This is a genomic window from Brucella sp. IR068, assembly GCF_049065885.1.
GTDB lineage: Bacteria > Pseudomonadota > Alphaproteobacteria > Rhizobiales > Rhizobiaceae > Brucella > Brucella intermedia.
In genome coordinates, this window is record NZ_JBAKHE010000003.1 from 392,519 (window position 1) to 405,368 (window position 12,850).

Below are 12,850 nucleotides of genomic sequence, written 5' to 3' on the forward strand. Positions count from 1 at the left end.
CTCCCTGAGCTTGTCGAAGGGAGGCGTCTCGAAGGGCTGAGGGAAAACGTACAACGCCCGTCGTGCGTCCTGCTTATTTCAAACCGGGTCTGAGTTCGAGGGAACCGAGATCGGTTTCACCCGATGCCGCTGCCCAGGCGTCGCCAACCACCCGCACCGGTTTGGCGGGGTCGAAATCCTCCGCTGGCGTGGCGGCGGGCTCTAGCAGGTCATCCGGGACGGGCTGGCCTTGCATGCGGGCCATATAGGCGCGGGCGCGCTTGCGGCGTGCCTCGATTGCCTTCTGTGCGTCGAGTTCGGCGGCGTGTTTTTCCGCGCAGGGGCCACAGACCGGCAGGCCGTTGGCCCCGATCGTGTCATAGCCGATATAGTCGATGGAGCCGACCTGATAGGTCGACGGCGCGCCTTCGCTTCCGTTGGCGAACGCAATTGCGGGCAGTCCGACGGCCATTAGCGAAATAGCGATAAATCGCGATAACATTATTCACCTCACGCATGAATAAACGCACCATGCCCTGAAAAACCTAACAAAACGGAATTTTTCATGCGCAATCATGATCGTCTTCCCGTGATTGTGCCCGGAGAGAGGCGGAGCTTGCTTGCGCAGGGGCCTCAGCTTGTGTAGGCAGAACGGGCTTAACTTGGGACGCCCGAGAGGCGGAAAACCAGTGTCCGATATAGTCAAATTCGATGATGAGGCGGTCCTGCGCGCAGTGGAAGTGCTGCGGCGCGGTGGTCTCGTCGCCATTCCGACCGAGACAGTCTATGGCCTTGCCGCAGACGCGTCCAACGGCGAGGGCGTGGCCGGCATCTTCGCGGCCAAGGGACGCCCGCAGTTCAATCCGCTGATTGCCCATGTAAGCGGCATTGCCATGGCCGAGCGCTATGTCACTTTCGACGCTCTGTCACGCAAGCTTGCCGAAATGTTCTGGCCGGGGCCGCTCACCATCGTGCTGCCCCTGAAAGACCGGCAGGATGCGGGTCGGCCAATTCATCCTCTCGTGACCGCAGGGCTGCAAACCCTCGCCATCCGTATGCCGCTTGGCCGCGTACGCGATATCATCGAGGGGCTCGACAGCCCGGTGGCTGCGCCAAGCGCCAACACCTCGGGCCGCATCAGCCCGACGAGCGCGAGCGCAGTCGCGGGCGATCTCGGCAACAGGCTGGACCTTATCCTTGATGCAGGTCCTTGTGGCGTCGGGGTTGAATCCACCATCGTCAAGGTTGACGGCAACAGGGTGCATCTGCTGCGTCCGGGCGGGCTGGCTGCGGAAGAAATCGAGGCTGTGATTGGCGAAAAGCTGGTCCGTGCCGACCACACTTCCGCAATTCAGGCACCGGGCATGATGGCATCGCATTATGCGCCTGACGCGGCGATGCGGCTCGATGTTGGTTCGGTGCAGCCGGGTGAGGTGCTGCTTGCCTTCGGCCCGCAGCGCGTGGCTGGTGCAGAAGGCGCGGCAACGATCTTGAACCTGAGCGCCGATGGCAATTTGCGCGAGGCAGCGGCCAATCTGTTCGATTTCATGCGCAGGCTGGACGCGACAGGTGCCGCCACCATCGCTGTCGAACCCATCCCTTTTGACGGTCTCGGCGAGGCCATCAACGACCGTTTGAAACGCGCGGCGGCCCCGCGTTAATCCTCCCTTTGAATTCAAGAGACAGACTATGCTGGACACCGCTCTGATCGAACGTTTCTCCGCCATCGTGGGCGAAAAGAATGCGCTGACCGCGCCGGAAGATCTCGCCGCTTATCTCATCGAGCAGCGCGATCTCTATCATGGCCGCACACCGCTGGTCCTTCGCCCGGGCTCGACGGAAGAAGTCGCAGCCATCATGAAGCTTGCCAGCGAAACGAAGACACCGGTGGTGCCGCAGGGCGGAAATACCGGTCTCGTGGGCGGGCAGCAGCCCGATGAAAGCGGCACGGCCATCATTCTTTCGCTGGGCCGCATGAACCGCATCCGCAATCTTGATACGGTTGGCAATCTGGTAACGCTCGAAGCGGGCGTGATCCTGAAAAACCTTCAGGACGCCGTGGAAAAAGCCGGTCGCCTGTTTCCGCTGTCGCTGGGTGCGGAAGGCTCGTGCCAGATTGGCGGCAATCTTGGCTCCAATGCTGGCGGCACGGCAGTGCTTGCCTATGGCAATATGCGCGAGCTTTGCCTCGGCCTCGAAGTCGTGCTGCCGACCGGCGAGGTTTTGAATGATCTCCGCTACGTCAAGAAGGACAATACCGGCTACGACCTGAAAGACCTGTTCGTGGGCTCGGAAGGCACGCTCGGCGTCATCACGGCGGCGGTTCTGAAAATCTTCCCCCAGCCGAAGGGCAAGGGCGTGGCTTATGCGGGCCTGCGCAGCCCGGAAGACGTGCTGCGCCTGTTCCAGCTTGCCACCGAACATGCGGGCCCCTCGCTGACCGGCTTCGAATTGATGCCGCGCGTCGGCGTGGAATTTACCGTGCGTCATGTCGATGGCGTGCGCGATCCGCTTGAAAGCCCGCATGACTGGTATGTGCTGATCGATATTTCCTCTTCCCGCTCGGAAGAGGATGCGCGTGCGACGCTGGAAACGATCCTCACCGAAGCTTTCGAGAACGACATCATTCAGGATGCCGCCATCGGTGAAAGCGTGGCGCAGGCGCAATCCTTCTGGAAGATGCGCGAGGAAATGTCCTGGGCGCAGAAGCCCGAGGGCGGCTCGATCAAGCACGATATTTCCGTGCCGGTCGCTTCCATCCCCGCCTTCATCCATGAGGCCAATGCCGCGACGCTGGAAATGATCCCCGGTGCGCGCATCGTCTGTTTCGGGCATATCGGCGACGGCAATTTGCATTACAATGTTTCGCAGCCGGTGGATGCCGACAAGGAAGCCTTCCTGGCGCGCTGGCACGAACTGAACCATCGTATTCACACAATCGTTGCGAGCTATACGGGGTCGATCTCGGCGGAACACGGCATTGGCCAGCTCAAGCGTGAGGAACTCGCCTTCTTCAAGCAGGATGTTGCGCTCGACCTGATGCGCCGCATCAAGGCGGCCTTCGATCCGGCAGGCATCATGAACCCCGGCAAGGTTCTGTAAGGTCCGCATTATTACGGAAACAAGACGGGCGGTGTTAACCGCCCGTTTCTTTTAGTAAACGCTTATTCAGAAGAATTTCCGAATTCTTACACATGGTTGCATTCTGATAACCAAAGCCGAAGCCAAGGAAAAGTTAACTTAACTCATTAAGCCCATCGGTAATAAACCGCGCCTATTCTCCGTCTCAACAAGGGCAAAAGCCCAACCGGGAAACCGGACATAAGACAGAGAGACAGAGGCGTCGAAAATGATGAGCAAGGGACTGAAGCCCGATTGGGCAGGACGGGAATTGCGGCTCGATCCGTTTCATTTTCCGCAGGTCGTGACCTATGCGACCCGCGACGGCAGCAGCGACGTTACCTTCACCATCAACGAGCGCGGCGCGGTGATCCGGCAGGTTCTGCCTTCAAGTGGCCTGCCAATGTCGATCGCGCTTCCTGCCAACGCATTTCTGGGCGTTGCCGCCCGCGCAGTGGAAGATGAGTTCGGCGAAATCACGGTGACGCTGGAGCTGATGCACGAAGATCCGCAGCTTTCCGTTCCCCTGCTTGTCGCGCATGACCTGACCGACGTTGCCGCCGACTGGCGCGCATGGGCCGCAAGCTTCAATCTGCCGATGATGCTGGTTGAGGAAGACGGTGTTGCCCGCCCGCTTTATGAAAGCACCGGCGCTGTTCGCACCGGCCAGCCGCAGGCGCGCCGCCAGGGACAGGAGCCGCGCCGTCGCCGCCCGCGTTTTCTCGCTCGCCGCAAGACGGGCACGCTTGGCGTCCGTCTGGTGATCTCGGGCAAGGAAATCATTGCGCGGAACTGAAATAGAGCATTTCCAGCAAAAGTGTGAAGCGGTTTTGCGTGAGGCAAATGCGGCAAGCTAATAACTTTGGCTGACCTCCAAGAAGCCCCCGGATGTTCTTGGGGCGCATCCCGAAAGGTGGAACCCTTTTCGGAAAAGATGCGCCCGTAAAAGAAACGTCCGGGTTTATTTTTTCCGGCTCAGAAATGCCATGACAGCCTCGCGAGCCTCATCCGAGGTAAGCCGTTCGGCAAAATGTCTGGCCTCGCGCGCGATGCGCTCGGAAACTTTTTCGGCGGGCATGCGTATCAGCGCGCGGGCAATCTGCATGGCCTGCGGAGGCTTGGCGGCTATTTCTTCCGCCGCCTTCATCACTTCCGCTTCCAGCGCATCGTCGGCTACGACCCGATAGACGATACCGGCTTCCTGTGCGGCTTCCGCAGTGAAACCATGGCCAAGCGCCAACAACGCAAAAGCCTTCTGGTGTCCCATCAGCGGTGGGGCGAGCAGGCTGGACGCAGCTTCCGGCACAAGGCCGAGATCGACGAATGGCGTGCGGAACAAGGCGTGCGGTGTTGCAAATGTCAGGTCACAATGCAGGTGGATGGTCGTGCCGATGCCGATGGCAAGTCCGTCGACGCCGGAAACGATTGGCTTCTTCGCGCTGGCAAGAGCGTTCAGAAAATCCAGAACCTCGTTGCCAAGGTCGCCGCCCGATGCCGCAACCATGAAATCCTGCATGTCGTTGCCGGACGAGAACGCACCCGGCACGCCAAGAAACACATGCACACGCACCGCGTCATCGGCGTCGCCATCCTTGAGCGCTTTTGCCATGGTCGCATACATGGCGCGCGTGATGGCGTTCTTCTTGTCGGCCCGGTTGAGACGGATGATCTGGATCGCGCCTGTGCGCTCGATCAGGATATGTTCGCTCATGCTTACGCCTCCAGCGCAGATTTGGCGGCGGCAAGGCTGGCGGCGCCGGTTATGACGGTATCCTTCAGGGAGGAAACTTCGGCGAGCATGTTTTCCGCGAAGAAGCGGCTCAGGACCGCACGTCCGCTGTCGTCACCGGCAAGCGCTGCCCGCGCCAGATAGGCACCGCCTGAAACGAGCGACAAGAGGCGCTGGTAAGGCGTGGCCCCGGCAAGGGCTGCCTCGAGCTGACCATCCGCCACGGCCTTCTGCAACCATTCGGTGGCCTCGCGGGCCTGCGCGATCGCCTTGGAGAGACGCGCGCCGGTTTCGCCTAGTTCCGGGCGATTGGATGCACTGGCCTTGTCGGCATCTGCCTGCAATTCTTCAAGAAAGCCCTTGATGTGTTCACCTTGCCCAAGCGGCAGCTTGCGCACCACAAGGTCGATGGCCTGGATCCCGTTGGTGCCTTCATAGATCGGGGTGATGCGGGCATCGCGCAGCAACTGTGCTGCGCCCGTCTCTTCGATGAAGCCCATGCCGCCATGAATCTGGACGCCCAGCGAAGCGACATCCACACCTGCATCGGTGGCAAAACTCTTGGCGAGCGGCGTCAGCAGCCCCGCGCGGTCTGACCAGAACTGCTGGTCTGCGCCATCCGTCGCATGGCTCATGTCGATGGCATGGGCGCAGGAATAGGTGATGGAGCGGGCAATCTGCGTCAGCGCCTTCATGGTGAGCAACATGCGGCTCACATCGGGATGCTCGATGATCGGGGTCATGCCTTGCTTCGGATCAGCGCCGATGGCGCGGCCCTGTTTGCGCTCCTTGGCATAGCTGAGCGCCTGCTGGTAAGCCGCTTCGGCAACGCCGACGCCCTGAATGCCAACCAGAAGGCGGGCATTGTTCATCATGGTGAACATGCAGGCCAGTCCACGATTTTCCTCGCCGATCAGATAGCCGACGGCACCCTGTTCCTCACCTTTAACGAAACCGTCCCCATAGATCATGGTGCAGGTTGGCGAGGCATGGATGCCCATCTTGTGTTCGAGGCCGGAGCAGAACAGATCGTTGCGGCGTCCGAGCGAACCGTCTGCGTTGACGAGGTATTTCGGCACGAGGAACAGCGAAATGCCCTTGGTGCCAGCCGGGGCATCGGGCAGGCGTGCCAGCACCAGATGCACGATATTGTCGGTCAGGTCATGCTCGCCATAGGTGATGAAAATCTTCTGGCCGAAAATGCGGTAAGTGCCATCGCCGGCGCGTTCGGCACGGGTGCGAAGTGCGCCGAGATCGGAACCGGCCTGCGGCTCGGTCAGGTTCATCGTGCCCATCCACTCGCCGCTGATGAGCTTTTCGAGATAGACGTCCTTCAATTCCTTCGAGGCATGCTTTTCGAGCGCTTCGACCGCGCCCATGGTCAGTGTCGGGGCGATGGCGAAGGCCAGCGTGCCGGAGTTCCACATTTCGCTGACAGCCACCGACATCGTCATAGGCAGGCCCTGGCCGCCATATTCCGGCGTGCCGGTCAGCGAGTTCCAGCCGCCTTCGATCCAGTCGCGGTAAAGCTCTTTCCAGCCCGGCGCGGTCGTGACAACGCCGTCCTTGACGGTCGCGCCGTGCTTGTCGCCGGTGATGCGCAAAGGCTCGACGCGCTCTGCGGCAAACTTGCCGGCTTCTTCCAGAATGGCAGCGGCAAGATCGGCGGAAAATTCAGGGAAGCGGTTGTCATCGAGGGCTTTTTCCAGCCCTGCAACCTTCATCAGCGTATGGGAAATTTCAGAAACCGGCGCGCGATACATCTTTCCTCCAAATATGATTTGTTGGCTTCTCCTCAGAAGCCTCCTGCATCGGCGCTGTTCGCATTCCGGCAGGCGCCAAACGGCTGTCCCATATAAGAGCTACCGGCTTATTACGTAAACGTCAATATTGAAGGTGCAACCTCGAACGGACGAAGAATGAAGCTTGGCAGAATAAGAAAAGTAAGCTTCTTTGATTCTAAGCTTAGGGGACTGCAATGGAAAAAGATGAAACAATATTGAGAATTGAATTTCGCAATTCGAAGCCAGTTGAACTTTTGGATTTGACTGCCAGTTTTATGGCATTAGGAGATTATTTTAAAGACTACGCTAATCAAACCACGGGTGATCCACAGCGAGATAATCTAAAACTTTACGTAAAAGAAATTAAGTCTGGCAGTCTAATCGCTGATATGGTTGCTCTGGCAGAGCAGGCCGAATGGATATTAGAGCACAAAGCAGTTTTGGCTGGATTTGTGGCTAATGCAAATGATTTGGTAGGGTATTTTTTAGGTAAGGATGAAAGTAAAACAAAATTTGATCCAAGTATAAAGCAAGCGAAACAAATCGCGCAGTTTGTTGAGCCGGTCGCAAAGGATTTTGGATCGCAACTAAATATGACCGTGATGGAAGGCGGAGTTGTAAACGTCTATCAAAGCTTCAATATTGGGGGGCTTGAAGCTAATGCCGTACAAAACGGAGTTGCTAAGTATCTTGGTCCACAGCTTCCATCATCCCAAATCCTAACTGATCAACTGATGGTGTTGGAGCAGGTTAAGAATGATGTTTCATCTAAATCGGGCGATAGAGGGATTGTAGAAACAATATCCCCGAGGCCAGTGAAATTACAGTTTGCACAAGAACCTGCAAAACGAGCTGTATTAGATTTAGAAACCAATCCACTTCAATGTATTTTTCAAGTAAATGTGGAAATAAGGTCCGTTGGCGGCAAGCCAGCAATGTATCGTATCATTGAGGTGACGGACGTTATTTCGAGAGAGGATGAATAATCGGCGGTGTCTCGTTTCACGGATTTCCAACCGCCACGACATATTAGATGAAGAAAAAGACCCACCTGCGCCCGCGATACCTCGCGGGCCTCAGTCGTGCCGGGCTGCTTATTTGCCTGAACGCTCCCGCTCCACGGCACGCCAGCCGATATCGGAGCGGTAGAAGCCTTCCGGCCAGTCGATGCGCTTCACGGCTTCATATGCGCGTGCTTGCGCTTCGGCGACCGTGCCGGCGATGGCCGTGACATTCAGCACGCGCCCGCCATTGGCAATAATGTTGCCGTCCTTCTGCGCCGTTCCAGCATGGAAAACCTTGACGCCATCGATGCCTTCGAGCTTGTCGAGGCCACGGATGACGCTGCCCTTCTTCACATTGGAGGGATAGCCTTCCGCAGCCATCACCACCGTCAGCGCTGGCTGATCCTTCCAGCCGAGCGAAACTTCATCCAGCTTGCCGTCCACGGCAGCATTGATGAGCGCGAGAAGGTCGCTGTTGAGGCGCATCATCAGTACCTGGCATTCCGGATCACCGAAACGGGTGTTGTACTCGATCAGCTTTGGGCCGTCCTTGCCGATCATCAGACCGAGGAACAGGATGCCGGAGAACGGCGCGCCGATTTCCGCCATGCCGCGCATGGTCGGTTCGATCAGTTCACGCATCGTGCGTTCAACGATTTCCTGCGTCATGACCGGGGCAGGTGCATAGGCACCCATGCCGCCTGTATTGGGGCCGGTGTCGCCGTCGCCCACGCGCTTGTGATCCTGCGCCGAGCCAAGCGGCAATGCCGTCTTGCCATCGCAGATGCAGAAGAAGCTTGCTTCTTCGCCGTCCAGAAATTCCTCGACGACCACCTCGGCACCGGCGGAGCCGAATGCGCCCTCGAAGCACGCGTCCACCGCGTCAAGCGCTTCATCGAGTGTCATGGCTACAACCACGCCCTTGCCTGCGGCAAGCCCGTCGGCCTTCACAACGATCGGCGCACCCTGCTGGCGGATATAGGCCTTGGCCTTGGGCGCATTGTTGAAGCGACCATAGGCGCCTGTTGGAATATCGAAGCGCGCGCAGAGATCCTTGGTGAAGCCCTTCGAGCCCTCAAGCTGCGCCGCAGCCTTGGAGGGACCGAACACGCGGATACCCTCAGTGCGCATTTCGTCGGAGAGGCCAGCCACGAGCGGCGCTTCCGGCCCCACGACAACGAGATCGATCTTCTTGTCCTTGGCGAAGGCGATCAGCGCCTTGTGGTCATCGGCGCTGATGTCGACCAGTTCCGCAACTGTCGCAATGCCGGGATTACCGGGTGCGCAATAGAGCTTTTCGAGCAAGGGAGAGGCGGCAAGTTTCCATGCCAGGGCGTGCTCGCGTCCACCGGAACCGATCAACAGAACTTTCATGCCTTGCTCCCTGCGCTTGAGGTAAGTAAACACTTAACTACCCGGCTCTCTATTGCCCATCGCACACGCGGGCAAGGGCAGGCTCGCGATTTTTCCAGAAAAAGCGGGTAGAGTCGTTCAGTTTCGAGAAAGCAGACGACCATGCAGCATCCGCAAACTAACCCGCAGGTCAATTCTGGCATCCAGTCCCGCGATGCGCGCGGACGGGTGAAGGATGCTCCTTCCGGCCATTGGGTATATCGTGTCCTGCCGCATTGGCTGTGGCCCTACGCGCAGCTTGCCCGCTGGGACCGTCCCATCGGCTGGCAGCTCCTTCTCTGGCCGTGCTGGTGGTCGGCTGCGCTCGTGGCAGGAGCGGGCGCCAAGCCCGGCAATGGTGCATGGGCCGTGTTGCCGTCATTCTGGCATCTGTTTCTGTTTCTGGTCGGCGCCATCGCGATGCGCGGTTCCGGCTGCACTTATAACGATCTGGTCGATCAGGATATTGACGACAAGGTGGACCGTACCCGCTCGCGTCCTCTGCCCTCCGGACAGGTAACACGCGGTCAGGCCAAGCTGTTTCTGGTTTTGCAGGCGCTCGTCGGCCTCGTGGTCGTTCTGCAGTTCAACTGGTTTTCCATCGGGCTTGGTATTTTCTCGCTTCTGATCGTCGCTGCCTATCCCTTCATGAAGCGCATCACCGACTGGCCGCAATTCGTGCTTGGTCTTGCTTTCTCATGGGGCGCACTCATGGGCTGGGCTGCGGTGGAAGGCTCGCTGAGCCTTGCACCGGTGCTTCTCTATATCGGCGCCATCCTGTGGACGATCGGCTATGACACGATCTACGCGCATCAGGACAAGGAAGATGACGCGCTGGTGGGCGTGCGTTCCACGGCGCGTCTTTTTGGCAAGCATACCAAGACGGCGCTGATGGTGCTTTATGGTGGTGCGATCGGCTTCTTTGCGGCGGCTTTCGCCGTAGCGCAGGTGCCGATGCCAGCCCTTGCCGGATTGCTTGCCGCGGGCGTGCATCTCTATCGCCAGATCATCGTGCTCGATATCGACAATCCCGACCAGTGCCTGAAACTGTTCAAGTCCAACAATATCGTCGGCTGGCTGATTTTCCTCGGGCTTGTTCTCGGAAGCCTCTGGGTGGCGGTCAAGCCGCTGGTATAAAAAGAAAGGCCACTGTTTTCAGTGGCCTTCTTGTTATCAGTTACGGATAGAGCCGATCCTTGTTCCAGTCGCCCTCCGGCGAGGGCCGTGTGAAAAGCACGCGGTCATGCAGGCGGAAGGCACGGTCATGCCAGAATTCAATCGAGACGGGGCGGATACGGAAACCCGACCAGTAGGACGGGCGAGGAATATCGCCGATGGCATATTTGGCCGTATATTCCGCAACCGCCTTTTCCAGCGCGAAACGGCTTTCCAGCGGACGTGACTGCTTGGATGCCCATGCGCCGATGCGGCTGCCGCGCGGGCGCGAGGCGTAATAGGCATCGGCTTCGGCGTCGCTGACTTTCTCCACCGGTCCACGCACGCGCACCTGACGGCGCAATGTCTTCCAATGGAAGCACATGGCGGCTTTTTCCGCCGACAGGATTTCCTTGCCCTTGGTGCTTTCATAATTGGTGTAGAAGACGAAACCCTGCTCGTCAAAATCCTTCAGCAGCACCATGCGCACATTGGGCAGGCCATCCGGGTCAACCGTCGCCAGCGCCACCGCATTGGGATCGTTCGGTTCGCTTTGTTTGGCGTCGGCCAGCCAGTCGGCAAAGAGCTTGAACGGCTGGGAGGATTCGGTGAAGTCGTCGCTTGCGTTTGTCATTTTGGATTTTCAACAGCCTGTCGGAAATGCGCGGATCATCCTGCAAGAGAATCCCCGCCGGAGACACCCCAATGGTGCGGGTCGGGACGGAGCTTCTTCGATAACCGCCTCTTTGTCCATGGCCTTGCCGGGATGCGTCGTCGCAGGGGCGCTTTACTTGAGGGGGAACTTCTAGTAGGGCGCCCGTTCAAGGTAGGGGCTATGCCAAAACTCGATTTCCTGACGCTTTACATCGTAATTTTCTTAAATTCGCTGACGGTCTGCATCATCTGGACCGCCATCGCCTTCTCTTACCGCAAATTCCGACCGGCCAGGCTCTGGCTGCTTTCGACGACGCTCCTGCTGGTTGGCGGCTTTGTTCTTTCGCTGCAAGGCAATGAGGGTGCGTTCTGGCCCGCCGTTATCGGCAACACCATCATCATCTATGGCTTCTGCCTGGCCTTTATCGGCGCCCGTTACTTCTACGGCCAGAAAGGCGGCTGGCGGATGGCGGTGGGAATATCGCTCGCAAGTTTCGCCGTCATGGCCGCGTTTCATGCGAGCTGGCAGGGGCGGAACATCGCCTATGCGGTGGGCCAGTCGGTGCCCATGGCGATGACGGTATTCTACCTGGCGCGGCAAAAGAGCCTCGGTCTCGGCGGCCGGATCGCCATCATCGCCTTTCTGCTGGGCATCATCGGGCATGCCATCGAGACGTCGCTGAACATCGCCGCATGGGCGGGAGAGTTCGACCAGTCGCTTTATTTTTCCATCGAAAGTTATGCGCTGGTCTGTGTGATCTATAGCGGCATGATCTGGAACTTCGGTTTCATCGTTATGGCGATGAATCGCCTGCACGGCGATATGGCAAGGGTCGCGGAGACCGACGAACTCACCGGGCTCCCGAACCGCCGCCATTTCATGAAAAGGCTGGCGAGAGCCGAACTCGCATTCAGTGAAGACGGGGTCGCCTATACCGTCATGCTGATCGATATCGACAATTTCAAACATTGGAACGACACATATGGCCATGCGCTGGGCGATCAGGCGCTTGTGCATTTCGCCGATGTCGGGGTCGATATCCTCAATCGCCGCGGTGTGCTGGCGCGCTTTGGAGGCGATGAGTTCTCGATTCTGCTGCCCGGGATGCATGAGCATGAGGCGACGGAAATCGCCCGTGAAATCGTCGGCGCAGTCAACCATACGCCGCTTGTTTTCAACGGGCGGAAACTCATCTTGACGGTCAGCATCGGCATTGCGAGCGAAGAACCGGGTGATGAGAGGAGTGACCTCGATGTTTTTGCGCGGGCCGATCTTGCGCTCTACAAGGTAAAGCAGGCAGGCCGGAACGGTTATGCTACCCGCACAACGACGGTCAACGCACCGCGTTCTTCTTTCTCCGGAAGGTCGCTGGCTGTTGGATGAGCGATAGCTGGCCTGAAGGACGCAGAGAATTGGGGGCATCATTTGCCGGCCCCATAAAGTATGGAGTTGGGCGTTGTGCTCCGATTCCGATTTGTTTACCTTTCCGGCACACCGCTTGTTAACTCAAGTTCACCCATAATCCCTGCATCTTTAGCGTGTAGAACAAGGGAATAGCGTTGGCCGTCGAGACGCTTCGCCATAAAGTAAATTTCTGGAGCCCGTGCCGTGGCGCCAAGGTGCTGCGCAAGGCTGCGATCGGCCTATGCCTCTTCTCGCTTGCCGGTTGCGCCATGGGTGGGGTGAGCATCGAAAAGGCTGTTCCTGATTCTTCCACGATCACCGGATCTGTGAAGCAATCGCAGCCGGTCGAGACCGATACCGGCAAGCTTTCCGATCAGTCCGCCATAAAGAACGTCGTTTCCGCGCTCAACTTCACGCAATGGGGAAAGAAGCCCGTTCCGTGGGCCAATCCCGATACGGGCAGCCAGGGCACCATCACCACGATTGCCGAGAACAACAAGAACAATCAGCTCTGCCGCGAGTTCGAAACCTCGCGTGAAGCTTTTGACGGTGTTTCCATCTATCGCGGTGAAACCTGCATGGAGCGCGGCGGTCAATGGACGGTAACTTCTTTCGCGCCGATCTGAAA

Annotated in this window: 12 protein-coding genes; 7 read left to right on the forward strand and 5 right to left on the reverse strand. The window is 58.4% G+C overall.

Annotated features, from left to right (window positions below; genetic code table 11):
• Positions 1–73: 73 nt before the first annotated feature.
• The gene (locus ACOWVS_RS07615) at positions 74–481 is read right to left on the reverse strand and encodes a hypothetical protein (protein ID WP_031346462.1); all 408 of its coding nucleotides are present in this window, start codon (positions 479–481) and stop codon (positions 74–76) included.
• Positions 482–668: 187 nt separating this feature from the next.
• Between ACOWVS_RS07615 and ACOWVS_RS07620 the strand changes: the two genes are divergently transcribed.
• From ACOWVS_RS07620 to ACOWVS_RS07630, 3 genes are all read left to right on the forward strand, one after another.
• A complete protein-coding gene (locus tag ACOWVS_RS07620; protein WP_021586159.1) occupies positions 669–1,640 on the forward strand; it encodes an L-threonylcarbamoyladenylate synthase in 972 nt (323 codons plus the stop codon).
• A gap of 28 nt (positions 1,641–1,668) precedes the next feature.
• Positions 1,669–3,081 carry an FAD-binding oxidoreductase gene (locus tag ACOWVS_RS07625; protein WP_063881940.1) on the forward strand — a complete coding sequence of 471 codons (1,413 nt, stop codon included), beginning with the start codon at positions 1,669–1,671 and terminating at the stop codon, positions 3,079–3,081.
• A 247-nt stretch (positions 3,082–3,328) separates the two neighbouring features.
• The gene (locus ACOWVS_RS07630; RefSeq protein ID WP_006470652.1) at positions 3,329–3,895 is read left to right on the forward strand and encodes a DUF6101 family protein; all 567 of its coding nucleotides are present in this window, start codon (positions 3,329–3,331) and stop codon (positions 3,893–3,895) included.
• A 165-nt stretch (positions 3,896–4,060) separates the two neighbouring features.
• On the opposite strand, the gene ACOWVS_RS07635 is transcribed toward ACOWVS_RS07630, so the two are convergent.
• Together ACOWVS_RS07635 and ACOWVS_RS07640 are read right to left on the reverse strand one after the other, a co-directional pair.
• Positions 4,061–4,810: a crotonase/enoyl-CoA hydratase family protein gene (locus ACOWVS_RS07635; protein WP_006470653.1), complete on the reverse strand. Its 750-nt coding sequence runs from the start codon at positions 4,808–4,810 to the stop codon at positions 4,061–4,063.
• Between the two features lie 2 nt (positions 4,811–4,812).
• The gene (locus ACOWVS_RS07640; protein ID WP_075041768.1) at positions 4,813–6,591 is read right to left on the reverse strand and encodes an acyl-CoA dehydrogenase; all 1,779 of its coding nucleotides are present in this window, start codon (positions 6,589–6,591) and stop codon (positions 4,813–4,815) included.
• A gap of 215 nt (positions 6,592–6,806) precedes the next feature.
• Between ACOWVS_RS07640 and ACOWVS_RS07645 the strand changes: the two genes are divergently transcribed.
• Positions 6,807–7,598, forward strand: coding sequence for a hypothetical protein (locus ACOWVS_RS07645; RefSeq protein WP_006470655.1), 792 nt, complete (start codon positions 6,807–6,809; stop codon positions 7,596–7,598).
• Positions 7,599–7,706: 108 nt separating this feature from the next.
• On the opposite strand, the gene purD is transcribed toward ACOWVS_RS07645, so the two are convergent.
• Positions 7,707–8,990 carry a phosphoribosylamine--glycine ligase gene (gene purD / locus ACOWVS_RS07650; protein WP_006470656.1) on the reverse strand — a complete coding sequence of 428 codons (1,284 nt, stop codon included), beginning with the start codon at positions 8,988–8,990 and terminating at the stop codon, positions 7,707–7,709.
• 141 nt (positions 8,991–9,131) lie between these two features.
• Between purD and ubiA the strand changes: the two genes are divergently transcribed.
• On the forward strand, positions 9,132–10,145 hold the full coding sequence (ubiA, locus tag ACOWVS_RS07655) for a 4-hydroxybenzoate octaprenyltransferase (RefSeq protein WP_006470657.1): 1,014 nt from the start codon (positions 9,132–9,134) through the stop codon (positions 10,143–10,145).
• 40 nt (positions 10,146–10,185) lie between these two features.
• Here the strand turns inward: ubiA and pdxH are convergent, their stop codons facing one another.
• The gene (gene pdxH / locus ACOWVS_RS07660) at positions 10,186–10,797 is read right to left on the reverse strand and encodes a pyridoxamine 5'-phosphate oxidase (protein WP_006466183.1); all 612 of its coding nucleotides are present in this window, start codon (positions 10,795–10,797) and stop codon (positions 10,186–10,188) included.
• Positions 10,798–10,998: 201 nt separating this feature from the next.
• Here pdxH and ACOWVS_RS07665 point away from each other — a divergent pair, with 201 nt between their 5' ends.
• Both ACOWVS_RS07665 and ACOWVS_RS07670 read left to right on the forward strand, forming a co-directional pair.
• Positions 10,999–12,201, forward strand: coding sequence for a GGDEF domain-containing protein (locus ACOWVS_RS07665; RefSeq protein ID WP_006470658.1), 1,203 nt, complete (start codon positions 10,999–11,001; stop codon positions 12,199–12,201).
• Positions 12,202–12,437: 236 nt separating this feature from the next.
• Positions 12,438–12,848 (forward strand): RT0821/Lpp0805 family surface protein, encoded by a 411-nt coding sequence (locus ACOWVS_RS07670; protein WP_244629904.1) that lies wholly within the window; start codon positions 12,438–12,440, stop codon positions 12,846–12,848.
• Positions 12,849–12,850: the final 2 nt, after the last annotated feature.

What these genes read in the sequence shown, in the direction of transcription:
- purD (WP_006470656.1), bottom strand. Translation starts at nt 8,990, where the DNA reads ATGAAAGTTCTGTTGATCGGTTCCGGTGGACGCGAGCACGCCCTGGCA.
- ACOWVS_RS07645 (WP_006470655.1), top strand. Translation starts at nt 6,807, where the DNA reads ATGGAAAAAGATGAAACAATATTGAGAATTGAATTTCGCAATTCGAAG.
- ACOWVS_RS07635 (WP_006470653.1), bottom strand. Translation starts at nt 4,810, where the DNA reads ATGAGCGAACATATCCTGATCGAGCGCACAGGCGCGATCCAGATCATC.
- ubiA (WP_006470657.1), top strand. Translation starts at nt 9,132, where the DNA reads ATGCAGCATCCGCAAACTAACCCGCAGGTCAATTCTGGCATCCAGTCC.
- ACOWVS_RS07625 (WP_063881940.1), top strand. Translation starts at nt 1,669, where the DNA reads ATGCTGGACACCGCTCTGATCGAACGTTTCTCCGCCATCGTGGGCGAA.
- ACOWVS_RS07630 (WP_006470652.1), top strand. Translation starts at nt 3,329, where the DNA reads ATGATGAGCAAGGGACTGAAGCCCGATTGGGCAGGACGGGAATTGCGG.
- ACOWVS_RS07640 (WP_075041768.1), bottom strand. Translation starts at nt 6,591, where the DNA reads ATGTATCGCGCGCCGGTTTCTGAAATTTCCCATACGCTGATGAAGGTT.
- ACOWVS_RS07665 (WP_006470658.1), top strand. Translation starts at nt 10,999, where the DNA reads ATGCCAAAACTCGATTTCCTGACGCTTTACATCGTAATTTTCTTAAAT.
- pdxH (WP_006466183.1), bottom strand. Translation starts at nt 10,797, where the DNA reads ATGACAAACGCAAGCGACGACTTCACCGAATCCTCCCAGCCGTTCAAG.
- ACOWVS_RS07615 (WP_031346462.1), bottom strand. Translation starts at nt 481, where the DNA reads ATGTTATCGCGATTTATCGCTATTTCGCTAATGGCCGTCGGACTGCCC.